Raw genomic sequence first — 22,366 nt, 5'->3', positions numbered from 1 at the left:
AGGAGAATGAAAAGTGGCGAAAAGAGATTATTATGAAGTCCTAGGTTTACAAAAAGGTGCTTCTAAAGAAGAAATTAAACGTGCATATAAAAAACTTTCAAAAAAATATCATCCGGACATCAATAAAGAAGAAGATGCAGATGTAAAGTTCAAAGAAATTGCAGAAGCTTATGAAGTATTAAGTGACGATCAGAAGAAAGCACAGTATGATCAATTTGGTCACGCAGGTATGGGTCAAGGTGCTGGATTTGGTGGTCAGGACTTTGGCGGTTTCGGTGGATTTGAAGATATCTTCAGTTCGTTCTTTGGCGGTGGTGCCAGACGCGATCCTAATGCCCCTCAAAAAGGTGATGACTTACAATATCAGATGAATATATCATTTGAAGAAGCGGTATTTGGCGCTGAAAAAGAAATTTCAGTTAAAAAAGAAGTAACTTGTGAGACATGTGATGGCAGCGGTGCAAAACCTGGAACTGAAGTACATACTTGTAAAACGTGTCACGGGCGTGGTAATGTACAGGTGGAACAAAATACACCGTTTGGTCGTGTAAGAACTGAACGACCATGTCATGATTGTGGTGGTACGGGTAAAACATTTGATGAAAAATGTCATGATTGTGGCGGCACAGGTCGAGTAATTAAAACCGTTAAAATTAAAGTCACTGTGCCAGCTGGTGTTGATACTGGACAACAAATCCGTTTAGCTAATCAAGGTGAGCCGGGTATTAATGGTGGTCCTGCTGGTGATCTATATGTCGTATTCAAAGTTGCTGACCATGCTCATTTTGAACGTGCAGGGGAAGATATTTTCTATACATTAAACTTATCAATTGCTCAAGCGGCACTTGGTGATGAAGTGGAAGTGCCTACGTTGGAAGGAAAAGCGAAGATTACAATTCCATCAGGTACTCAAACTGGTAAACGTTTCAGATTAAAAGAAAAAGGCATTCAAAATGTACACGGCTATGGTAAGGGCGACTTATATGTCACTGTCAATGTAGTAACACCTGTGAAGATGACAAATAGACAAGCGGAATTATTAAGAGAATTTGCTGAAATAGATGGTACGGAAATTAACGAACAACCTTCAAACTTTTTCGATAAAACAAAACGCTTCTTTAAAGGGGAATAATAATGAACTATAAAGAAATAACATTGATGATTAACCATGAGCTTGAACCATTTATTGCAGATATATTAAATGAAGTTGGTGCAAATGGTGTCGTTATAGAAGATAGTTTAGAACTTGTTAAAGGTCGTATTGAAACGTACGGTGAAATCTATGAGTTAAATCCAGATGATTACCCAGAATCTGATGTACGTGTAAAAGTGTATTTTAGTGAATTAGATTATTCTGATGCAATCATTGATGAAATCAAAGAAAAAATTAATGGATTACAGGATGTTGAAGTTACAAGATTAGAAATTACTACTGATGAGGTTCAGGAAGAAGACTGGGCAAATGAATGGAAAAATCATTTTCATGCATTTAAAGCTTCAGAAAGATTTGTTGTTGTACCAAGCTGGGAAAATTATGAGAACCAAAACGATGACGAGTTTATCATTAAGCTTGATCCGGGCATGGCATTTGGTACAGGCGATCATGCTACAACATCGATGTGTTTAAAATTAATAGAGAAATATGTTCAACCAAATCAATCTGTTATTGATGTCGGTACTGGTTCAGGCATTTTAAGTATAGCAGCGCATCAATTAGGTGCTGCACCCATTAAAGCGTTAGATCTGGATAGTGTGGCAGTACGTGTTGCTGTGGATAACTTTGAAAAAAATGATTGTGCGGATGCGATTCAAGCGGAACCAGGTAACTTATTAAAAGGTGAAAGTGAAAAACGTGATGTCATTTTTGCAAATATATTAGCGCATATCGTAGATTTAATGATTGATGATAGCTTTGCATTATTAAATGACAATGGTCTACTGATCACTTCAGGTATCATTTTAGAAAAAGAAGAAATGATCGTTGAACATTTGGAACGCGTTGGTTATAAGATAGAAGAAATTATGCGTGAAAATGGCTGGATTGCGATTGCCGCTAGAAAAGAGGCATAACATGCAGCGTTATTTTGTAAATACTGAAGCTGAAAATAATAAAAGCTATGCAATTATCGATAAAGAGGATGTACATCATATAAAGAATGTGATGCGTCAAACTGCTGGAAGTAAAATCATCATTAATTTTATCAATGCTAGTTTTATAAGTGAAATTACTGCTATTGATAATCAAATTACAGTAATAACCCGTGAACAGTTAGAGCTGAATACAGAATTACCTGTACAAGTTACGATCGCAAGCGGTTTTTTAAAGAACGATAAATATGAATGGATGATTCAAAAAGCGACTGAACTCGGTGCGTATCGCTTCCTGCCCTTTATATCTGATCATACTGTGATTAAGCTGGATGAAAAGAAAATGATAAAAAAGGTAGAAAGATTTCAGAAAATAATAAAGGAGGCAGCAGAACAAAGTTATCGTCAGATTATACCTGAAATTAAAGTTGTAAAGAATAGTAATGCTTTAGCTGCATTATTAGATGATTATGATATTGTACTCGTTGCTTACGAAGAATCTGCTAAAAATGATGAAACGTCTGTGCTCAATCAAACATTAAAAAGATTAGAATCTGGCACGAAGGTAATCGTTATCTTTGGGCCGGAAGGTGGATTGAGTGAAACAGAAATTAAACAATTTAATGCACCCACAATTGGTTTAGGACCTAGAATACTACGTGCAGAAACTGCCCCACTATATTTACTGAGCGCGATAGGTTATCATATTGAACTATCATAAAAATTTATTATAAAAGACAGTGTGATGGACATTGCATCCCACTGTCTTTTATAATGATTAGATTGAAATTCCTATCAATTAATGTTATTTTTATATAATGTGATTTATTGAACGAAAATAAAATGAGGTGAAATAAATGGCAACTGTTGCCTTCCATACTTTAGGATGTAAAGTAAACCATTATGAAACTGAAGCCATCTGGCAATTATTTAAAGAAGCATCATATGAGCGTGTAGATTTTGAAACAAATGCAGACGTTTATGTGATTAATACTTGTACCGTGACAAACACTGGGGATAAGAAAAGTCGTCAGGTTATTCGTCGTGCCATCAGACGTAATCCGGAAGCGGTTATCTGTGTAACTGGTTGTTATGCTCAAACATCGTCAGCTGAAATTATGGACATTGCGGGTGTTGATATCGTTGTCGGTACACAAGATCGAAATAAGATGTTACCGTATATTGAACAGTTTAGAAATGAAAGACAACCGATTAACGGTGTCACAAATATCATGAAGAATCGTACGTACGAAGAGCTAGACGTACCATATTTTACTGATAGAACACGTGCATCACTGAAGATTCAGGAAGGCTGTAATAACTTCTGTACATTCTGTATCATCCCATGGGCAAGAGGATTGATGCGTTCAAGAGACCCGAAAGAAGTCGTAAGACAAGCAACACAGCTTGTTCAATCTGGTTATCAGGAAATTGTCTTAACAGGTATCCATACAGGTGGCTATGGTGAAGATTTAAAAGATTATAATTTAGCACAACTGCTTCGAGATTTAGAAACGATTGATGGATTAAAACGTATCCGTATCTCATCTATTGAAGCAAGTCAATTAACGGATGAAGTGATTGATGTCATCGATAAAAGTGAAAAGGTTGTACGTCACTTACATATTCCACTACAATCTGGGAGCGATACAGTATTAAAACGTATGCGTCGTAAATATACGATGGAACACTTCTCAGAAAGATTAAGAAAATTACATGCAATTATGCCTGGACTTGCTGTGACAAGCGACGTCATTGTTGGATTCCCTGGTGAAACAGAAGAGGAATTCCAGGAAACATATGATTTTATTCAGGAACATGGTTTTTCTGAACTGCATGTTTTTCCATATTCAATGAGAACAGGTACACCAGCAGCGCGTATGACGGATCAAATTGATGAGAATGTGAAAAATGAACGCGTACATCACTTAATTAGTCTGTCAGATCAGCTTGCTAAAGAATATGCTAGCAGATTTGAAGGTGAAGTATTAGAAGTTATTCCTGAAGAGAAAGCAAGCGTTGAAAAAATGCTGGTCGGTTACACAGATAATTACTTAAAAGTACAATTTGAAGCTGACGAAAGCTTAATCGGTGAACTTGTAAAAGTTAAGATAACTGAAGCCGGCTATCCGATGAATAAAGGACAATTTGTTAAAGTAATCCCTAATATATATAAAAAGACAGAAGAAAATAAGGAACTTACTGTAAATTAAAAAATGAGTGTTGACCGTAGATTGATAATCTATTATAATATTTTAGTACATAGAAATATTTATTTAAATAAATCTATGTTTAATATGTTCCGTTGATATTTGGAGGGAGGGAAATTAAATGTCTAAAACTGTAGTTCGTAAAAACGAATCAATCGAAGATGCTTTACGTCGTTTCAAACGTACTGTTTCAAAAAATGGTACAATTCAAGAAGTTCGTAAACGTGAATTCTACGAAAAACCAAGTGTTAAACGTAAAAAGAAATCAGAAGCAGCACGTAAACGTAAATTTAAATAATAATTGCTCCCTCAAATATTATTTATAGATAGGCACGCCACATTTGTGGTGTGTTTTTTTTATATAGTTTAAAAACATATACCTTAAGGGCTACCTTAAATTTACCTTAAAAAAACTAATAATTTACAGACTATTAAATTATTTAAGTTATAATATAAGTAAGGAGGTGTTTGATTGGAAATCAGTACGTATGATGGTGTGATTTTATTGCTCATGATTATTATGGTATCTACAGGTCTGTGGCAATTGTATTCACCGAAGTTAGGTATTTCAGGCATCATCAGCAGTATTGCTGCAATTAGTTTTCTCGGACTAAATTTATTTAATAATCAGATGGAAGCATTATCTATAATTTTGTTTTTAGGTGGTATTATTTTAGTAGTCCTGGAGCTGTTTGTTGTGGGAGCGATATTAGGTATTATAGGTATGTTAAGCATTATTGCTAGTTTCTTACTGATTGGTGATAACGTCGCTAAAATGGGTGTCTTTGTAGCGATTTGTTTAATTATTGCAATTGTAGAATGGGTGATCTTAGTGAAATTTTTAAAGAAGACGATACCGATTTTCTCTCAAGTTGTCCTCCATGATTCAACGAATAAAGAGTCAGGATATACATCTCATGATGACAGAAGCCATCTTGTTGGACAAACAGCAACTACATTAACGGAATTACGTCCTTCAGGTATTATTATTCATCAAGGGAAACGTATTGATGCGGTAAGTGATGGTGCATTTATTAAACGTGAGAAAGAAGTTCGTATTATTGAAGTGGAAGGCACAAGAGTTGTAGTAACAGAAATAAAATAAACAGGAGTGAATTTTATGGCAGGATTAATAACAATCGGTATTATCGCATTTGTAGTTCTTATTCTTTTAATGATTTTATTTTCATTTGTACCCGTTGGTTTATGGATTTCAGCATTAGCTGCAGGGGTTAAAGTTAACATCGGTACATTAGTTGGGATGCGCTTACGTCGTGTATCGCCAAGACGTGTAATCGATCCTTTAATTAAAGCGCATAAAGCCGGATTACATTTAACGACAAATCAATTAGAGTCACATTATCTAGCTGGTGGGAATGTTGACCGCGTTGTTGATGCAATCATCGCAGCACAACGAGCTGATATTAATTTACCGTTTGAACGTGGTGCAGCAATTGACTTAGCAGGTCGTGATGTATTAGAAGCAGTTCAAATGTCAGTTAACCCTAAAGTAATTGAAACACCATTTATTGCGGGTGTTGCGATGAACGGTATTGAAGTGAAAGCCAAAGCAAGAATCACAGTACGTGCAAATATTGAGCGTCTAGTCGGTGGTGCTGGGGAAGAAACAATTGTTGCTCGTGTTGGTGAAGGGATTGTCTCAACAATTGGTTCTAGTGCATCACATACCTCTGTATTAGAAAATCCGGATATGATATCTCAAACTGTATTAGGTAAAGGATTAGATAGCGGTACAGCGTTTGAAATCCTATCGATTGATATCGCAGACGTAGATATCGGTAAGAACATTGGTGCAGACTTACAGACTGAACAAGCATTAGCGGATAAAAATATTGCACAGGCAAAAGCAGAGGAACGTCGTGCAATGGCCGTAGCTCAAGAACAAGAGATGAAGGCGAAAGTTCAGGAAATGAGAGCAAAAGTTGTTGAAGCTGAAGCTGAAGTACCATTGGCAATGGCACAAGCTTTAAAATCCGGAAATATCGGAGTTATGGATTATTATAACCTAAAGAATATTGAATCAGACACTGGGATGAGAAATTCTATAAATAAGATGACTGATCCAAATAGCAGTGACACGCCTAAAAAATAAAGGGTGATTAGATGAGTACGGGATTTATTGTGTTTATTATCTTTACAGTTATTAGCATTGTTTCATCAATAAATGAGAATGCTAATAAACAAAAAGCGAAACAAGTAAAACGTCCGATATCGAGTAAGCAACAAGTGAATTCTAAAAATGTATTTTCTCAGTTACAGAAATCAATGGGTAATTTAGAAAAAGAGTTTACCGATTTCAAAAAGAACCCGGAAGCGAAATTAAAAGAAATTGAACAACGCATTGAAAAAGGTAATAAGCAAACGCGAAATGTAGAACAACAAGTAAAAAATAAAATAGCAGAAGCGAAAGACCAAGAGCGTCCAATAGAACGTTCTGCTGCTAAGAAAATTCAGGCATTCGAAGAAAAGATACAGACAAAGGAAACGCTATCACTAGCTGAGCGTATAGCAACAATTGAAGCTGATTCCCATCTGTCACCAAGACAGAAAATGAATCGCATCAATATGATACGGATGGAAGATGATATTGATAGAGCAAGCTCACTTGTAGATTTCACACCCGAAAATACACTTAAAGGGATTATATATAGTGAAATACTAGGTCCTCCAAAAGCAAGAAGATAATAACTATGATGCGCAAAATAATTTGCGTATCATAGTTATTTTTTTAAATTTTTTGATAAAATAAAAGAGGGTGATAATATGATCTATAAAAGTCGTAACAACAATTTCCAGAAAGTAATGGTCTTCATCGTTAGCATTTTAATAATATTAGCGTGCTTTATGAATTTTTTGACGAGTGGGATTGCTTCAATTGTTATCGGAATATTATTAATCTATATTATCTTGCATGAATATTATGCTATAGAAAATCACACCTTAGTTATTAAAAAGGGTTTTGAAACAAACAAGATTAACATACTGAACATTGATTTATTAAATATTATACACATTAGAAATATGACGTATATTGAAATTGTAAGTAAGAATAAAAAGATTGTTGTAAAACCTGTAGAAACCAATCAATTTATAAAGCATCTCATTAGCATCAATCCATATATACACGTACAAAATCTGAATAAATCAACTAAACAGGTTGTAAAGCCTGTTATGAATGAGTCTGTTCAGTGATAATTAATTGTTTGTTCTGCATGAGTTTGATAAAGTTAAATTAATATTACTTAAAGGAGTTTTTGAATGTCTCAAATTATCCGCTTCGATAATATCAATGAAGCTCAAGCGTTGCTTGGTAACCAAGATGAACACCTGAAGTTTTTAGAAGAATCATTTGATGTTGAGATTCATACAAGAGGTCAGGAATTAACAATATATGGTGAAGATGAGAAAGTAGTCGTTGCAGAAAGCGTAGTAAAAAGTCTGTTAACTGTTATCCGTAAAGGTACTTCCATTTCTTTACGTGACGTTCAGTCAGCGGTACAGATGGCAACGAATGGTACCTTGCAGTATTTAAGTGACCTATACGATGAAGAAATCACGAAAGATGCTTTCGGTAAACCGATTCGTGCTAAGACGATGGGACAACGTCTGTATATACGCCATATCAAACATAACGATCTCGTATTTGGAATCGGTCCGGCAGGCACAGGTAAGACATTTTTAGCTGTTGTTATGGCTGCACAAGCGTTAAGAAATGGCAAAGTGAAGCGCATCGTTCTGACGCGTCCTGCTGTTGAAGCAGGAGAATCATTAGGATTTCTGCCTGGAGATTTAAAAGAGAAAGTTGATCCATATTTAAGACCTTTGTATGATGGATTACACTTTGTATTAGGTGCTGAACATACGGCACGTTTAATGGAACGTGGTGTTATTGAAATTGCACCGCTTGCATATATGCGTGGTAGAACTTTAGAAGATGCTTTTGTTATCTTAGATGAAGCACAGAATACAACGCATGCTCAGATGAAGATGTTTTTAACACGTCTAGGTTTTGGTTCAAAGATGGTTATAACAGGCGATGAAACACAGATTGATTTACCAAAAGGTGTAAAGAGTGGCTTAGTGGAAGCTGTTCAGAGGTTGGGTAAAGTAAGTGGTATAGAAGTGCATCATTTTGATGCTGCCGATGTTGTGAGACATCCATTAGTTGGTAAAATTATTAATGCATATGAAGGTGATGAATAATGTTAACAGTTGATTTTATAGATGATGACGAAATGATTGCTGCAGATCACTTATCAGAAATTGAAAAGTTATTGCAATTTGCTGCACAACAAGAAGGTATTGATGAAGAAGCTGAAGTCGCTGTATCTTTTGTTGATGAAGATGAAATACAAAGTATCAATAAAGAATATCGTGATAAAGATAGTGTTACAGATGTCATAAGCTTTGCTTTAGAAGAGGGTGAAGATGAAGATTTTGAAATGCCGGATGCGCCTCGTGTTTTAGGTGACATTATTATTTGTGTTAAACGTGCAGAAGAGCAGGCAGAAGAATATGGTCACTCTTTTGAACGTGAATTAGGATTCCTATCAGTTCATGGACTATTACATCTTTTAGGATATGATCATATGAATGAAGCAGATGAGAAAAAAATGTTTGGACGCCAGGATGAAATATTAAATGCTTACGGCTTAACGAGAGAATAAGGATGAAACGATTTTTATATCCAGTGCAAGGTTTCATAACGTTGTTAAAAAAAGATATTAATTTTGTTATTCATTTAATTGCCGCGGTATTAGTAACTATCTTTTCATTTTATTTTCAAATTACAAAAGTAGAATGGATGTTTGTGATTATTGCGATTTTTTCTGTATTGTTTATGGAGGTGATAAATACTTCAGTAGAATATGTCGTGGACCTTGTCACAGAAGATTATCATGAACTAGCAAAGCATGCTAAAGATACAGCCGCGTCTGCAGTTTTATTATCATCAATCATGAGTGCTATTATCGGAATAATCATTTTCATACCTTATATAATCAAATTATTTTAGGAGGAATATTATGGAATTTAAAAATGAATGGCTGGATGGTGTTAAGACAGCACGAGAAAAAGCATATACACCGTATTCAAATTTTAAAGTGGGTGCATTTTTAATCGCTAAAGATGGTACGACATTTGATGGATGTAATGTTGAGAATGCAGCATATGGTGATTGTATCTGTGCAGAACGTACTGCACTTGTTTCAGCAATAGCTCAAGGGTATAAACCAGGAGATTTTGAAGCGTTGGTTGTTACAACTGACACACCAACACCTTCATCTCCGTGTGGCTCATGCAGACAAGTAATTAAAGAGCTATGCGAAGATGAAATGCCAGTATACTTAACAAATATTAAAGGTGATGTGATCAAACGTACCGTAGATGATTTATTACCGTTAGGATTTTCAGGAAGGGACTTAGAAGATGTCAAATAATTTTAAATCAGGATTTGTAGCGATAATTGGTAGACCCAATGTGGGAAAATCAACTTTTATGAATAAAGTGCTTGGACAAAAAGTTGCAATTATGTCAGACAAAGCACAGACTACAAGAAACAAAGTTCAAGGTGTACTTACAACAGAACAATCTCAAATCATATTCATCGATACGCCAGGCATTCATAAACCAAAACATGTATTAGGTGATTATATGATGAAAATCGCTAAAAATACATTACGAGAAGTAGATGCGATATTATTTATGGTAAATGTTGAAGAAAGTTTAGGGCGTGGTGATGAATTTATCATTGAGCTATTAAAATCAAACAAGACACCGATTTTCTTAGTCTTAAATAAGATTGACAAGATTCATCCAGATCAACTGATTAAAGAAATTGAAAAATATAAGGACTTGTTACCATTCGCTGAAGTAGTGCCAATTTCAGCACTACAAGGAAATAATGTTGATCGATTAGTGGAAGTGATTGAAGGTTATATGCCGGAAGGACCGATGTATTATCCGAAAGATACAATTTCAGATCATCCGGAAGAATTTATCATAGCAGAATTAATTCGTGAAAAGGCCCTGCATTTAACAAGTCAGGAAATCCCCCATGCCATCGGTGTTCAAGTTGAAAAGATGACACGTGTTTCTGATGACCAGGTAGATATTGAGGCGACTATATATATCGAACGTGATTCTCAAAAAGGAATTATTATTGGAAAGAAAGGTTCAATGTTAAAGCAAATTGGTCAAAATGCACGTAAAGATATCGAAATGTTACTAGGTTCTAAAGTTTATTTAGAACTTTGGGTGAAAGTACAAAAAGATTGGCGTAATAAACCGAACTTTATTCGTCAAATCGGTTATAGAGAAGATGAATATTAATGCTTAAAAAGTCTGTTGGTATTGTTATCAGGAGAGTAGAATATGGTGATAATCATTTGATTATCACTTTTTTAAATGAAGCAGGTATAAAAGTAGCAGTGATGGCTAGAAATGCGCGTAAATCAACAAAGTATGGTGCAGGTTTAGATTTGTTCTATGAAAATCTATTTATCTTTTCACAATTTAAAGGAATGGGAACGCTTAGTTCTGTAGACATAATAGAAAGTCATTATTCAATTCGTAGTGACATAATGAAGTTAACTTATGCACAATATATTGTTGAGATAATAGATAGAGGTCTCGATGATGATACATCTAATAAACAAGTGTTTCAGTTGTTGAAATTTGGTCTGGATAGGATTTCGGAGGGAGATAATGAGGCATTAATTGCATTATTTGTTTCACTCAAAATGATGTCGCTCTATGGGTATGAACCCAACTTTAAATACAGTGCACATGACGGTGCATTGGACCATAAAGATTTTGTTGCATATTCGTTTAAATATAATAGTGTCGTGACAAAGTTCGGATTAATAGATGACCCTCATGCTATCCGTATATCAAATAAAGCATTGTATTTGCTATATCTACTCAATGAAGTACCTCTGGATAAAGTAAGCGGGATGAAAATTAGTGACGAAGTAGTCCGAGAGATGGAATCACTTGTCTTTAAAATGTACGATGAATTTGTAGGCGTATTTTTGAAATCTCGTAAAATTATTGAACAGTTAAATCAGATGAATCAACAATAAAAAGCACTCATGAATGGTAATCATGGGTGCTTTAAAAATTTAATTAGAACTTAATTTTTTCTTCTAAGAATGATTTTACTTCACTGATAGGCATACGTACTTGTTCCATTGTGTCACGGTCACGTATTGTTACTTGATTATCCTCTAATGAATCGAAGTCAAATGTAATACAGAATGGTGTACCGATTTCATCTTGACGTCTATAACGTTTACCGATAGATTGACTTTCATCAAAGTCAATTGCAAAGTATGCGCTTAATTCTTCGTATACTTTCATAGCATCAGCTGACAATTTCTTACTTAATGGAAGGATTGCTGCCTTATAAGGTGCTAATGCAGGGTGGAAACGTAAAACTGTACGTTTGTCATCACCTTCTAAAACTTCTTCATCATACGCATCACATAAGAATGCTAATGTTACACGGTCTGCACCTAATGATGGTTCAATAACGTAAGGTACATATTTTTCACCTGTTTCCTGATCGTGATATTTGAAGTCATCATTTGATGCATTCATATGAGCTGTTAAGTCAAAATCAGTACGGCTTGCAATTCCCCATAATTCACCCCAACCGAATGGGAATTTATATTCGATATCTGTTGTAGCATTTGAGTAGTGAGATAATTCATCTTCGTCATGGTCGCGTAATTTTGTATTTTCTTCTTTAATGCCTAGATCTTTTAACCATTTAGCTGAAAATTCTTTCCAGTAAGTCTGCCATTCGATTTCAGTACCAGGCTTACAGAAGAATTCTAATTCCATTTGTTCAAACTCACGTGTGCGGAAAATAAAGTTTCCTGGAGTAATCTCATTACGGAATGATTTACCGATTTGAGCAATACCAAACGGTAATTTCTTACGCATAGAACGTTGCACGTTCTTGTAGTTCACGAAAATACCTTGTGCTGTTTCAGGGCGTAAGAATATTTCATTAGTAGAAGATTCAGTAACCCCCTGGAATGTTTTGAACATTAAGTTAAACTGACGAATTTCCGTCCAGTTTGATGTACCTGATTCTGGACATACAATTCCTTTTTCGTCAATAAACTGCTTCATTTCATCAAAACTCATACCATCGGCAATAAAGTGCTCGTCACCTTGAGCATGCATGTAGTCTTCAATTAATTTATCCGCACGATAACGAATTTTTGAGTCTTTATTATCGATCATAGGGTCGTTGAAGTTTGATAAGTGTCCACTTGCTTCCCATGTTTTTGGATTCATTAAGATTGCTGCATCTAATCCAACATTATAAGGTGATTGCTGAACAAATTTTTGCCACCATGCACGTTTCACATTATTTTTTAGTTCTACACCAAGAGGACCGTAATCCCATGTGTTTGCTAACCCTCCGTAAATTTCACTACCAGGAAATACAAATCCACGATGTTTTGCAAGATTAACGATTGTTTCCATTTTGTTTTCAGTCATGTTGATATCCTCCATTTATTTTTGAGTAAACAAAAAGTCCCAAGGCAAATAGATTGCCTTGGGACGAGTATATATACCCGCGGTTCCACCCAAATTAGTGTTTACTCGCTTTTAATTATTAACAATGTAAATGTACGCCAATTTATTGTTAAGCTTTCACCATCCTTAACTCGCTTAATTAAAATATAACATGAAAATTAATTAACCTCAATTGTTATGCAGTACATTTGTAAATTTAATTATGAGTAGGTATAATAAAATAAATAAAGTATGTCTACTATTGGGGTGATTGTCATAGAGTTAAATAAAAGACAAGAAAAGATTTTACAAATTGTAAAAAATAATGGCCCCATCACCGGTGAGAAGATTGCTGAGAAATTGAGTCTAACACGTGCTACTTTACGTCCGGATCTTGCAATTTTAACGATGGCTGGATATTTAGATGCACGTCCTCGTGTCGGTTACTTTTATACAGGGAAATCCAGTACTCAATTACTTTCAGAATCGATTAAGAAGTTTCGGGTTAAAGATTTTCAGTCTGTACCTATTGTTATTCATGAAGATTCAAGTACATATGAAGCAATCTGTGCAATGTTCCTGGATGATGTAGGAACTTTGTTTGTAACAAATAAAGAAAATCATCTTGTCGGTGTATGTTCCAGAAAGGATTTACTCCGTGCATCGATGGGGGGACAAGAAATTCATACGACACCGATTCATGTTTATATGACGCGAGTCCCAAATGTCTCTGTATGTTATAAAGATGACTTATTATTTTATGCCGCCAAACAAATTATCGATAAGCAAATAGATTCAATTCCAGTTGTTGTTGAAAAAGACGGACATTATGAAGTTACCGGTCGTATTAGTAAAACTACTATAACGAGAGCATTTGTTTCTCTAATCGAAGATGAATAAGGAGAATTTATTGTATGAATGAAATGAGATTAATTATTGCATCAGATTCAGTTGGTGAAACAGCAGAACTCGTTACAAAAGCATGTATTTCTCAGTTTAATATGTTAAATAATGTTGTAGATACAATTCGTCTGCCATATATTGAAACACATGAAAATATCAATGAAGTAATTGGGCTGGCTAAAGAACTGAAATCTATCGTTGTATACACTTTAGTTAAGCCGAATGTCAGAGCTTATATGCAGTCAGAATTAGCCAAACATAATATCAAAAGCGTAGATTTAATGGGTCCTTTAATGGGGCTATTAGAAGAAACGCTTGAAGAAAAACCGTTAAATGAGCCTGGGATGGTACATAAACTAGATGAAGATTATTTTAAGAAGATAGAAGCGATTGAATTCGCTGTAAAATATGATGACGGTCGAGATCCGCGTGGACTTTCTAAAGCTGATATCGTCTTAATCGGTGTTTCACGTACTTCAAAGACACCATTAAGTCAGTATTTGGCTCATAAAAGATTTAAAGTAATGAATGTACCCTTAGTACCGGAAGTTGATCCGCCTGATCAGTTATTTGAAATCGATCCTAAAAAATGTATCGCATTAAAAATTGATCCTGAGAAATTGAATAAAATCCGAATTGAACGCTTAGCTCAACTTGGACTAAAAAATGATGCGAATTATGCGAAAGATCAACGTATTTTAGAAGAACTGAAATACTTTGAAGAGATTGTCTCAAGAATTAATTGTGAAGTTATTGATGTTTCGAATAAAGCAATTGAAGAGACAGCGAATGAAATCATTAAAATAATTACTAGAAATTAATATGGGTATGATGAGGTGGAAGTTTGCAAATCGATCCAAAAATAATTAATGAAATACGGGAAAAAAATGATATTTTAGATGTTGTAAGTCAATATGTTAAATTAGAAAAAAGGGGACGTAACTATATCGGTTTATGTCCCTTTCATGATGAAAAAACGCCATCATTTTCAGTTTCTGTTGAAAAACAGATTTGTCATTGTTTCGGATGTAAAAAGGGTGGTAATGTTTTTCAGTTTATAGAACAAATTGAAAATGTTTCGTTTATAGAAGCTGTTAAAATATTAGGCGAAAATGTCGATATTAAGATAGATGCTGAACGTGATAAACCAGCAGTTGAAAATGACCATACGAAAATGGTTGAAATGCATAACTTATTAAATGATTATTATCATTATGTATTAAAAGCGATTGAAGAAGCTGAACCAGCTTTAGAATATCTTCATAAACGTGGACTAGATGACGAAATGATTGCCAAAGAAAAAATTGGTTTCAGTCCGAATGTAAGTCATTTTGCATTAGATTTTCTAAAAAAACGTGGATATGATGAATCACTTGCATATGAAGCGGGTCTTTTAAGCAGAAATGAGGAAAATTTCAGTTATTTTGACCGTTTTCGTAATCGTATTATGTTTCCGATACGAAATGTACGAGGAGATACAGTTGGCTTCTCTGCACGTAGTTTTGATGGTAGTGAACCTAAATATTTAAATAGTCCTGAAACACCGATATTTCAAAAAAGAAATATCCTTTATCATATTGACGTTGCACGTAAACCGATTAGAGAATCAGATGAAGTTATTTTACTTGAAGGTTTTATGGATGTATTAAAACTTAGTGAAGTAGGTATTCATAATGCAGTAGCAACAATGGGTACAGCATTAAGTAGAGAACATGTAATTTCACTGAAAAAACTCGCACAAAATATTACGTTAATGTTTGATGGAGATCGAGCAGGTATTGAAGCGACACTAAAATCAGGAAAGACATTACTTTCAGAAGGATTAAATGTATTTGTAGTTCCGATTCACAAGGGAAAAGATCCGGATGAGATGATCAGAGATTTAGGGAAAAATCAGTTCTTAGAATACTTTCAAACACATAAAATAAATTATTTAAGCTTTTATATGCAATATTATCAGAATGAAATAAAGAATAATGATTTAGCATATGAAAAACATTTGAATAATATTATTCAAGATGCTAAACTTATGAATTCTGAAGTATTACAGAAAAAAGTATTGCATGAAGCAAGTGATTTGTTTAAAGTAGATTTTGACAGTTTAAAATATCAAGTACAAAAAAATCAGAAAAAGCGTCCGTTTAATCAGATTAATGTTGGTATCAAACAAGAAACATTAAACAAGATAGAGACTGCTGAACGTGTTGTACTGAAGCATTTTATGACAGATAAATATTTATTCACGCAATATAAAGATGCTCTGCCTGCTCATAATTTCTCAAATGCATACCATAGAGTGATTTATGAGGCGTTAATAGGGTATTACAATAATGAAGACCAATTTAATCTCAGTCAATTCATCACACATATTCCTCAGGATATTCATGAGGTATGCTTATCAATTGACAGCATGTTGGTTAATTCTGAACCCACTACAGATGAAATAAATGATTATGTATACGTTTTTAATGAGGAGCAGCATGAATTATCACATGTGAATCAACTGAAACAAGCTTTAAAAGATGCAATTGCTATAGGTGATATGGAAACACGCGATAATATTGTGAGAGAAATCATACAATATCAAAGATCAAAAAAGCACTAGACATACTGGGAGGTTTTAATATGGCTGCAAAGAAATCCGATGCGACAACAAAAATCGCAGAATTATTAACATTAGAACAAGTAAAAACACAATTACTTGAGACAGGTAAGAAGAATGGACATTTAAGTCACGAAGAAATAGCTGATAAATTACAAAATTTTGAGATGGATTCTGATCAGATGGATGAATTTTTTGAAGCGATTGCCGAAAATGACATCACTTTAATCAATGAAAAAGATGCAAATGATACTGATGATAAGATCAATCTTAATGATTTATCTGCGCCTCCAGGTGTTAAAATTAACGATCCTGTTCGTATGTATTTAAAAGAAATTGGACGCGTTAATTTATTAAGTGCTGAAGAAGAAATTGAACTTGCTAAACGTATTGAGCAGGGGGATGAAGAAGCGAAAGCACGACTTGCAGAAGCAAACTTACGTCTTGTTGTAAGTATTGCAAAACGTTATGTAGGACGTGGTATGTTATTCCTTGATCTAATTCAGGAAGGGAACATGGGTCTTATTAAAGCTGTAGAAAAGTTTGATTTTACGAAAGGATTTAAATTCTCAACTTACGCTACATGGTGGATTCGTCAGGCAATCACGCGTGCGATTGCTGACCAGGCAAGAACAATTCGTATACCAGTGCATATGGTAGAAACGATAAACAAGTTAATACGTGTACAACGTCAATTACTTCAGGACTTAGGACGTGATCCTTCCCCGGAAGAAATTGGAGAAGAAATGGATTTACCACCTGAAAAAGTTCGTGAAATCTTAAAGATAGCACAAGAGCCAGTTTCACTTGAAACACCGATCGGTGAAGAAGATGACAGTCACTTAGGTGATTTTATTGAAGATCAGGACGCACAAAGTCCAGCTGATCATGCTGCATATGAGTTATTAAAAGAACAATTAGAAGATGTATTAGATACATTAACAGATCGTGAAGAAAATGTTTTAAGATTACGATTTGGTTTAGATGATGGACGTACCCGTACGCTTGAAGAAGTAGGAAAAGTGTTCGGTGTAACGAGAGAACGTATACGTCAAATTGAAGCAAAAGCTTTACGTAAATTACGTCATCCGTCAAGAAGTAAACGTCTTAAAGATTTTATGGATTAAAATTTCAATTTAAATTGTGAAAAGTCTTTGACAATCACTGTTTTTAATATAAAATAGATATGTATATGGTGAAATTAAAGGGAGGTAAATTGAATGAATCGTAATCCAGTAATTCCGTTTTTACTTATTATGCTTATGGGCGTAGGCTTAATCTTCTTTATGTCTGCACATGGTGCGAACAAAGCTGAAGAAGAGGGTGAAGGTGGAGCTAAAACTGAACAAAAGTTTGATGCTAAAACTTTTGCAAAAGATAACTGTACGTCATGTCATGGTCAAAACTTAGAAGGTGGAATGGGTCCTAAATTAGCTGGTCTTTCTATGAAACCAGATGATGCTAAGAAAATTATCCGTGAAGGTAAAGGCGCTATGCCAGCTCATGACGCTTCAAAAATTTCTGATAAAGATTTAGATACTTTAGTTAAGTATTTAAAAGACGCAAAATAATAAACAATTAAAATCTTTTGCCAAGTGCAAAAGATTTTTTTTTGAAAGGATATAAAATGATACCATTAAACAAAAGATTAAAAACAGTCGCTCAATATATACAGCATGAACGTTTAGCTGATATTGGTTCTGATCACGCTTATTTGCCTCTGTATGCATTAGAAAATAATCTGATTAAATGTGCCGTAGCTGGAGAAGTTGTAGCTGGACCGTTCGAAGCTGCAGTTCAGAATGTTAAAAAGTATAATGCTTCATCTTCTATCGACGTACGTCTTGGTAATGGATTAGAAGTCATTAAACCGGGTGAAGTAGATGTAATTACTATTTGTGGGATGGGTGGTCCACTTATTGCAGACATCATTACATCGGGTAAAGATAAATTAGGCAATCATCCACGTCTAATACTGCAAAGTAACATTCATACAGAAGCAGCTCGTCATGCACTTGTTTCACTTGGTTATGAAATCATTGCTGAAGAGATAATGAAAGAAAAAAAGCATACTTACGAAATTATCGTTGCAGAATATGCCACTGAACAAGTGAATTATACGCAAAAAGCACTGAAATTTGGTCCAATTCTTTTACAAAATAAAAATGAAGTGTTTGTCGAAAAGTGGAATAGAGAATATCAGCATTTAATGAAAGTATTATCAGCGATAGAACACGATCCTATTCATGGACAAAAACATGAACAGCTAAAAGAAGAAATCTCATTGTTAAGAGAGGTGTTAGGTTATGTTGATTAGAGAGTTATTAAATCAAATTAATCAGGAGATACCACTGCATACTGCAGAAAATTGGGATAATGTAGGTCTTCTTATTGGAGATGAAGCAACTGAAGTATCCGGCATAATAACAGCGCTTGACTGTACATTAGAAGTTGTACAGGAAGCTAAAGAAAAAAATATAAATACAATAATTTGCCATCATCCATTGATTTTTAGTGGTATAAAATCAATTCTACATTCAGGTTATGGAGAAGTAATCAGATGCTTAATAAAGAACGATATGCAATTGATTGCACTACATACGAATTTAGATGCACATCCTAAAGGTGTTAGTGCGATGATTGCTGAGCGTCTGGAATTAAATGATATAGAAATATTATTACCTGAACAAAAATCGATTCAAAAACTCCAGATTTTTGTTCCTTTAGCTTGTGCTGAACAATTTAAATCAGCGTTGGCAGAAGTAGGTGCTGGACAAATTGGTGATTATGATCACTGTTTCTTTTCAGTAAAAGGAACAGGCGAATTTCGTGCATTAGAAAATGCTAACCCATTTGTCGGTAATAAAGGTGAAATCCATCAGGAAGAAGAAATGAAGATTGAATGTGTCTTTGAATCATCTTTGAAATCTGATGTATTAGAAGTGATAAAAACACATCATCCTTATGAAACACCTGCTTTTGATATTTGGTCATTTGATGTCCAGGCTGAATATGGTACTGGTGTGAAAGCAGCCTTGAAGGAACCTATGTCATTATCTGATTTTGCAAAAAATGCAAAAGAAAAATTAAATTTGGATGTGATTAAGATGATTGGTGAAGATAAAGTTATTAACACAGTAGGAATAATTGGTGGTTCAGGAATGGATTACATGAATGAAGTTAAGCGAGCGGGTGTTGATGTATTTATTACAGGTGATATTAAGTATCACGAAGCACATGATTTGATAATGGCAGAACTAGCTGCGCTTGATATCACACATTATGCTGAGCATGTTATGAAAGAAGGACTCAGTGCACTTTTATCAACTTTTATCAAAGATATAAATATCGTTGTTTCACAAATAGATACGAATCCATTTAAAGTGTTATAAAATAGCTAGGCTCTAGCAGGAGTGTTCTGCCACAAGCAAAAACCGAACAAAACTAATAAATCACGCTTTGATTTATAGTTTTTGTTCGGTTTTTGACGTAGGGGCAACTTCTGTTCCGCTGTTAAAGCTGTTAAACAGAAGAGAGTTAAGACTTATGACTCACCCTATTAAATTAATCTAATATTTTTACAGGTGTTGCATTTTTAATCTTAGGTAATATCTTTTCTGTCGGTACGCCTGACTTTTCTGGTATCGGTTGAATATTTAGTGGGTCATAAGATTTAATATAATCGATGACCTCTTTTACGATTGGTGTTGGTGTTGAAGCGCCAGCAGTTACAGCAATCGTTGATTTTCCCTGAAGCCATTCAAGTTTTAATTCACTAATGTCAGAAATACGGTAAGCTTCAGTATGAGCGATTTCTTTAGATACTTGTGCTAAACGGTTAGAGTTATTGCTTTTTGGGTCACCAACCACGATTAATACGTCTGCCTGTCCTGCTTGATTTGCTACAGCTTCCTGGCGTACTTGTGTCGCTAAACAAATTTCTCTATGAACCTCAATATGTGGATATTTTTTTTGAAGTTCGTCCATAAGATGTTTTACATCCCATTGACTCATTGTTGTTTGATTTGTAACGATAAGTTTTTTATTTTTTAAATCTGCATCAAGATTATCGATATCATTGATATTTTCCACGAGATGTACGATTTCCGGAGCAACACCAACAGCTCCTTCAGGTTCAGGATGACCTTTTTTTCCGATATAGATAACATGATATCCTTCCGCTTTTTTCTTGCGAATCAATGTATGTGTATTTTCAACATCCGGACAAGTTGCATCAATGCATACAAGTCCTTTTTCTTTAGCACGGCGTTTCACCTCTGGACTCACACCATGAGCAGTAAATATAACGGTACCTTCATTAATTTTTTCTAATATTTCTAATCTGTTCGGTCCATCGAGTGTGATGATACCATCGCTTTCGAAAGCATCAGTCACATGTTTATTATGCACGATCATACCTAAAATATATATTGGACGTGGTAATGTTTTATCAAGTGAAGCATTGCGTGCAATCACCATGGCATCAACGACACCGTAACAATATCCACGAGGTGTTATTTTAATAATTTCCATCGCATTTTCCTCCTATTAATCTGCTTAATAAATAGTATAACAAACTTTTAAAGAGGATTAGAATATTTTAATTTTAACAATGATTGCTTTCTTTTTCGTATTCTTTCCTATATAATACATGAGATGAACATAAAAGGAGGATTATGATGGACAAACACCCATTTGAGTTATTTGAACTTGCACCATATTTAGTAGAAGCGGTGGAAGATTTAAATTTCAACCAGCCCACAGAAATCCAGAGAAGAGTTATTCCTAAATTAAAAAAAGAAACGCACTTAATTGGACAATCACAAACAGGTACAGGAAAATCACATGCATTTTTACTACCGTTGATCAATAAAATCAATAAAGAGGTACAGCATCCTCAAATTATTATTCTTGCACCGACTAGAGAGCTTGCAAAGCAATTATATGATGCAGCAGAGCATTTAATTTCATTTACAGATGATATTAAAGCAGGACTATATATTGGAGGCACAGATAAGAATAAAGATATTCAAAAATCAAAAGTGCAGCCACAAATAGTTATCGGTACACCAAATCGAATAAAAGATTTAGCAGAAGAAAATGTATTACATATTCATTTAGCAAGAGCAGTTGTAATCGACGAAGCAGATTTAATGATTGATTTAGGATTCTTGCCGACAGTCGATAAGATTGCTGCAAATGTATCCCGTGAAGCACAAATAGCAGTATTTTCTGCGACGATACCAAAAGCTTTACACCCATTTTTAAATAAATACTTATCTAAGCCAGAATTTATTGAGATTGAGCCTGACGAAAAGACAAATAAAAATATTACTTTTTATCTTGTACCTACAAAAAGTAACGATCGTAAAGAACAGTTGACTAAAATTATGTCTACTATTAATCCTTATTTAGCAATTATTTTTGCCAATAGTCGTGAACGTGCGGATGAAGTAGCAGAATATTTACAGGATCAAGGTTTAAAGGTAGGCGTTATTCATGGCGGTCTTGCACCACGTGAGCGTACACAACAAATGAAACGTGTGAAAAATCTTGAATATCAATATGTTGTTGCGAGTGATCTAGCGAGTCGGGGGATTGATATCGATGGTGTTAGTCATGTTATCAATTATGATATTCCACGTGATATAGCCTTCTTTACTCATCGTGTTGGACGAACTGGCCGAGGAAATTATACAGGAGTTGCAATTACGATCTACACGCCTGATGAAGAAGATTTAATCAACCAGATTGAGAAACGTGGCTTCTCATTTATTCATAGCGATGTTAAAAATGGTGAACTCGTTGAAATTAAAGATCGAACTGAGCGTCAATCACGTAAGAAAAAAGAAGATAATATTGAACAGAACCTAAAACATAAACTTAAAGGTAAGAAAAAAGTGAAGCCGGGTTATAAGAAGAAATTCCGATATGAATTGGATAAGTTAAAACGTAATGAGAAAAAGGCCCATTCTAAACGTACGAATAGAGAGAATAAAAAAAGGTAGGG

General features: G+C 34.6%; 25 protein-coding genes. 23 read left to right on the top strand and 2 right to left on the bottom strand.

The window, feature by feature from the left end; all coding sequences use genetic code 11:
* Positions 1-13: 13 nt before the first annotated feature.
* The 15 genes from dnaJ to recO all read left to right on the top strand — a co-directional run bounded on the left by dnaJ (position 14) and on the right by recO (position 11,401).
* Positions 14-1,132, top strand: a complete 1,119-nt coding sequence (dnaJ, locus tag HT586_RS07915; protein ID WP_096076317.1) for a molecular chaperone DnaJ — start codon at positions 14-16, stop codon at positions 1,130-1,132.
* 2 nt (positions 1,133-1,134) lie between these two features.
* Positions 1,135-2,070: a 50S ribosomal protein L11 methyltransferase gene (gene prmA, locus HT586_RS07910; protein ID WP_203545552.1), complete on the top strand. Its 936-nt coding sequence runs from the start codon at positions 1,135-1,137 to the stop codon at positions 2,068-2,070.
* Position 2,071: 1 nt separating this feature from the next.
* Positions 2,072-2,809: a 16S rRNA (uracil(1498)-N(3))-methyltransferase gene (locus tag HT586_RS07905; protein WP_203545551.1), complete on the top strand. Its 738-nt coding sequence runs from the start codon at positions 2,072-2,074 to the stop codon at positions 2,807-2,809.
* A 136-nt stretch (positions 2,810-2,945) separates the two neighbouring features.
* Positions 2,946-4,301, top strand: a complete 1,356-nt coding sequence (mtaB, locus tag HT586_RS07900; protein ID WP_203545550.1) for a tRNA (N(6)-L-threonylcarbamoyladenosine(37)-C(2))-methylthiotransferase MtaB — start codon at positions 2,946-2,948, stop codon at positions 4,299-4,301.
* Positions 4,302-4,419: 118 nt separating this feature from the next.
* The gene (gene rpsU, locus HT586_RS07895; RefSeq protein WP_041636032.1) at positions 4,420-4,596 is read left to right on the top strand and encodes a 30S ribosomal protein S21; all 177 of its coding nucleotides are present in this window, start codon (positions 4,420-4,422) and stop codon (positions 4,594-4,596) included.
* Positions 4,597-4,770: 174 nt separating this feature from the next.
* The gene (locus tag HT586_RS07890; RefSeq protein ID WP_096076321.1) at positions 4,771-5,403 is read left to right on the top strand and encodes an NfeD family protein; all 633 of its coding nucleotides are present in this window, start codon (positions 4,771-4,773) and stop codon (positions 5,401-5,403) included.
* 15 nt (positions 5,404-5,418) lie between these two features.
* Entirely contained in the window at positions 5,419-6,411 is a 993-nt protein-coding gene (gene floA / locus HT586_RS07885) for a flotillin-like protein FloA (protein ID WP_096076322.1), read from the top strand.
* A gap of 11 nt (positions 6,412-6,422) precedes the next feature.
* Entirely contained in the window at positions 6,423-7,004 is a 582-nt protein-coding gene (locus HT586_RS07880; protein ID WP_096076323.1) for a hypothetical protein, read from the top strand.
* A 78-nt stretch (positions 7,005-7,082) separates the two neighbouring features.
* On the top strand, positions 7,083-7,511 hold the full coding sequence (locus HT586_RS07875; RefSeq protein ID WP_096076324.1) for a PH domain-containing protein: 429 nt from the start codon (positions 7,083-7,085) through the stop codon (positions 7,509-7,511).
* 66 nt (positions 7,512-7,577) lie between these two features.
* Positions 7,578-8,522, top strand: coding sequence for a PhoH family protein (locus HT586_RS07870; RefSeq protein WP_111744838.1), 945 nt, complete (start codon positions 7,578-7,580; stop codon positions 8,520-8,522).
* Positions 8,522-8,986 carry an rRNA maturation RNase YbeY gene (gene ybeY / locus HT586_RS07865; protein ID WP_096076326.1) on the top strand — a complete coding sequence of 155 codons (465 nt, stop codon included), beginning with the start codon at positions 8,522-8,524 and terminating at the stop codon, positions 8,984-8,986. Before HT586_RS07870 ends, ybeY begins: the two co-directional genes overlap by 1 nt.
* 2 nt (positions 8,987-8,988) lie before the next feature.
* Positions 8,989-9,333, top strand: a complete 345-nt coding sequence (locus HT586_RS07860) for a diacylglycerol kinase family protein (protein ID WP_096076327.1) — start codon at positions 8,989-8,991, stop codon at positions 9,331-9,333.
* A 10-nt stretch (positions 9,334-9,343) separates the two neighbouring features.
* On the top strand, positions 9,344-9,757 hold the full coding sequence (gene cdd, locus HT586_RS07855) for a cytidine deaminase (protein WP_096076328.1): 414 nt from the start codon (positions 9,344-9,346) through the stop codon (positions 9,755-9,757).
* Positions 9,747-10,649 (top strand): GTPase Era, encoded by a 903-nt coding sequence (gene era, locus HT586_RS07850; RefSeq protein WP_203545549.1) that lies wholly within the window; start codon positions 9,747-9,749, stop codon positions 10,647-10,649. Before cdd ends, era begins: the two co-directional genes overlap by 11 nt.
* Positions 10,649-11,401, top strand: coding sequence for a DNA repair protein RecO (gene recO / locus HT586_RS07845; RefSeq protein WP_203545548.1), 753 nt, complete (start codon positions 10,649-10,651; stop codon positions 11,399-11,401). Before era ends, recO begins: the two co-directional genes overlap by 1 nt.
* A gap of 43 nt (positions 11,402-11,444) precedes the next feature.
* Here recO and HT586_RS07840 read toward each other — a convergent pair whose 3' ends face one another.
* Complete coding sequence (locus tag HT586_RS07840; protein WP_096076331.1) at positions 11,445-12,833, bottom strand: glycine--tRNA ligase; 1,389 nt, start codon at positions 12,831-12,833, stop codon at positions 11,445-11,447.
* 270 nt (positions 12,834-13,103) lie between these two features.
* Between HT586_RS07840 and ccpN the strand changes: the two genes are divergently transcribed.
* The 7 genes from ccpN to HT586_RS07805 all read left to right on the top strand — a co-directional run bounded on the left by ccpN (position 13,104) and on the right by HT586_RS07805 (position 19,748).
* Positions 13,104-13,751: a transcriptional regulator CcpN gene (gene ccpN / locus HT586_RS07835; RefSeq protein WP_096076332.1), complete on the top strand. Its 648-nt coding sequence runs from the start codon at positions 13,104-13,106 to the stop codon at positions 13,749-13,751.
* A 14-nt stretch (positions 13,752-13,765) separates the two neighbouring features.
* Complete coding sequence (locus HT586_RS07830) at positions 13,766-14,575, top strand: pyruvate, water dikinase regulatory protein (RefSeq protein ID WP_096076333.1); 810 nt, start codon at positions 13,766-13,768, stop codon at positions 14,573-14,575.
* A gap of 23 nt (positions 14,576-14,598) precedes the next feature.
* Positions 14,599-16,359, top strand: coding sequence for a DNA primase (dnaG, locus tag HT586_RS07825; RefSeq protein ID WP_203545547.1), 1,761 nt, complete (start codon positions 14,599-14,601; stop codon positions 16,357-16,359).
* A 20-nt stretch (positions 16,360-16,379) separates the two neighbouring features.
* A complete protein-coding gene (gene rpoD, locus HT586_RS07820; RefSeq protein WP_096076335.1) occupies positions 16,380-17,483 on the top strand; it encodes an RNA polymerase sigma factor RpoD in 1,104 nt (367 codons plus the stop codon).
* Positions 17,484-17,576: 93 nt separating this feature from the next.
* Entirely contained in the window at positions 17,577-17,927 is a 351-nt protein-coding gene (locus HT586_RS07815; protein ID WP_111744846.1) for a c-type cytochrome, read from the top strand.
* Positions 17,928-17,983: 56 nt separating this feature from the next.
* Positions 17,984-18,673, top strand: a complete 690-nt coding sequence (locus HT586_RS07810) for a tRNA (adenine(22)-N(1))-methyltransferase (RefSeq protein ID WP_203545546.1) — start codon at positions 17,984-17,986, stop codon at positions 18,671-18,673.
* Positions 18,663-19,748, top strand: coding sequence for a Nif3-like dinuclear metal center hexameric protein (locus HT586_RS07805; protein WP_203545545.1), 1,086 nt, complete (start codon positions 18,663-18,665; stop codon positions 19,746-19,748). Before HT586_RS07810 ends, HT586_RS07805 begins: the two co-directional genes overlap by 11 nt.
* 172 nt (positions 19,749-19,920) lie before the next feature.
* On the opposite strand, the gene HT586_RS07800 is transcribed toward HT586_RS07805, so the two are convergent.
* On the bottom strand, positions 19,921-20,889 hold the full coding sequence (locus HT586_RS07800; protein ID WP_203545544.1) for a 4-hydroxy-3-methylbut-2-enyl diphosphate reductase: 969 nt from the start codon (positions 20,887-20,889) through the stop codon (positions 19,921-19,923).
* A 146-nt stretch (positions 20,890-21,035) separates the two neighbouring features.
* Between HT586_RS07800 and HT586_RS07795 the strand changes: the two genes are divergently transcribed.
* The gene (locus HT586_RS07795; RefSeq protein WP_203545543.1) at positions 21,036-22,364 is read left to right on the top strand and encodes a DEAD/DEAH box helicase; all 1,329 of its coding nucleotides are present in this window, start codon (positions 21,036-21,038) and stop codon (positions 22,362-22,364) included.
* Positions 22,365-22,366: the final 2 nt, after the last annotated feature.

Source organism: Macrococcoides bohemicum, from assembly GCF_016865215.1.
GTDB classification, from domain to species: Bacteria; Bacillota; Bacilli; order Staphylococcales; family Staphylococcaceae; genus Macrococcoides; species Macrococcoides bohemicum.
The sequence above is the reverse complement of the archived record's forward strand: the minus strand, read 5'-3'. Positions and strand labels throughout refer to the sequence as shown.

Coding starts and splice junctions, on each gene's coding strand:
- prmA (WP_203545552.1), top strand. CDS start 1,135: ATGAACTATAAAGAAATAACATTGATGATTAACCATGAGCTTGAACCA.
- HT586_RS07905 (WP_203545551.1), top strand. CDS start 2,072: ATGCAGCGTTATTTTGTAAATACTGAAGCTGAAAATAATAAAAGCTAT.
- mtaB (WP_203545550.1), top strand. CDS start 2,946: ATGGCAACTGTTGCCTTCCATACTTTAGGATGTAAAGTAAACCATTAT.
- rpsU (WP_041636032.1), top strand. CDS start 4,420: ATGTCTAAAACTGTAGTTCGTAAAAACGAATCAATCGAAGATGCTTTA.
- floA (WP_096076322.1), top strand. CDS start 5,419: ATGGCAGGATTAATAACAATCGGTATTATCGCATTTGTAGTTCTTATT.
- HT586_RS07880 (WP_096076323.1), top strand. CDS start 6,423: ATGAGTACGGGATTTATTGTGTTTATTATCTTTACAGTTATTAGCATT.
- HT586_RS07875 (WP_096076324.1), top strand. CDS start 7,083: ATGATCTATAAAAGTCGTAACAACAATTTCCAGAAAGTAATGGTCTTC.
- HT586_RS07870 (WP_111744838.1), top strand. CDS start 7,578: ATGTCTCAAATTATCCGCTTCGATAATATCAATGAAGCTCAAGCGTTG.
- ybeY (WP_096076326.1), top strand. CDS start 8,522: ATGTTAACAGTTGATTTTATAGATGATGACGAAATGATTGCTGCAGAT.
- HT586_RS07860 (WP_096076327.1), top strand. CDS start 8,989: ATGAAACGATTTTTATATCCAGTGCAAGGTTTCATAACGTTGTTAAAA.
- cdd (WP_096076328.1), top strand. CDS start 9,344: ATGGAATTTAAAAATGAATGGCTGGATGGTGTTAAGACAGCACGAGAA.
- era (WP_203545549.1), top strand. CDS start 9,747: ATGTCAAATAATTTTAAATCAGGATTTGTAGCGATAATTGGTAGACCC.
- recO (WP_203545548.1), top strand. CDS start 10,649: ATGCTTAAAAAGTCTGTTGGTATTGTTATCAGGAGAGTAGAATATGGT.
- HT586_RS07840 (WP_096076331.1), bottom strand. CDS start 12,833: ATGACTGAAAACAAAATGGAAACAATCGTTAATCTTGCAAAACATCGT.
- ccpN (WP_096076332.1), top strand. CDS start 13,104: ATGTCTACTATTGGGGTGATTGTCATAGAGTTAAATAAAAGACAAGAA.
- HT586_RS07830 (WP_096076333.1), top strand. CDS start 13,766: ATGAATGAAATGAGATTAATTATTGCATCAGATTCAGTTGGTGAAACA.
- rpoD (WP_096076335.1), top strand. CDS start 16,380: ATGGCTGCAAAGAAATCCGATGCGACAACAAAAATCGCAGAATTATTA.
- HT586_RS07815 (WP_111744846.1), top strand. CDS start 17,577: ATGAATCGTAATCCAGTAATTCCGTTTTTACTTATTATGCTTATGGGC.
- HT586_RS07810 (WP_203545546.1), top strand. CDS start 17,984: ATGATACCATTAAACAAAAGATTAAAAACAGTCGCTCAATATATACAG.
- HT586_RS07805 (WP_203545545.1), top strand. CDS start 18,663: ATGTTGATTAGAGAGTTATTAAATCAAATTAATCAGGAGATACCACTG.
- HT586_RS07800 (WP_203545544.1), bottom strand. CDS start 20,889: ATGGAAATTATTAAAATAACACCTCGTGGATATTGTTACGGTGTCGTT.
- HT586_RS07795 (WP_203545543.1), top strand. CDS start 21,036: ATGGACAAACACCCATTTGAGTTATTTGAACTTGCACCATATTTAGTA.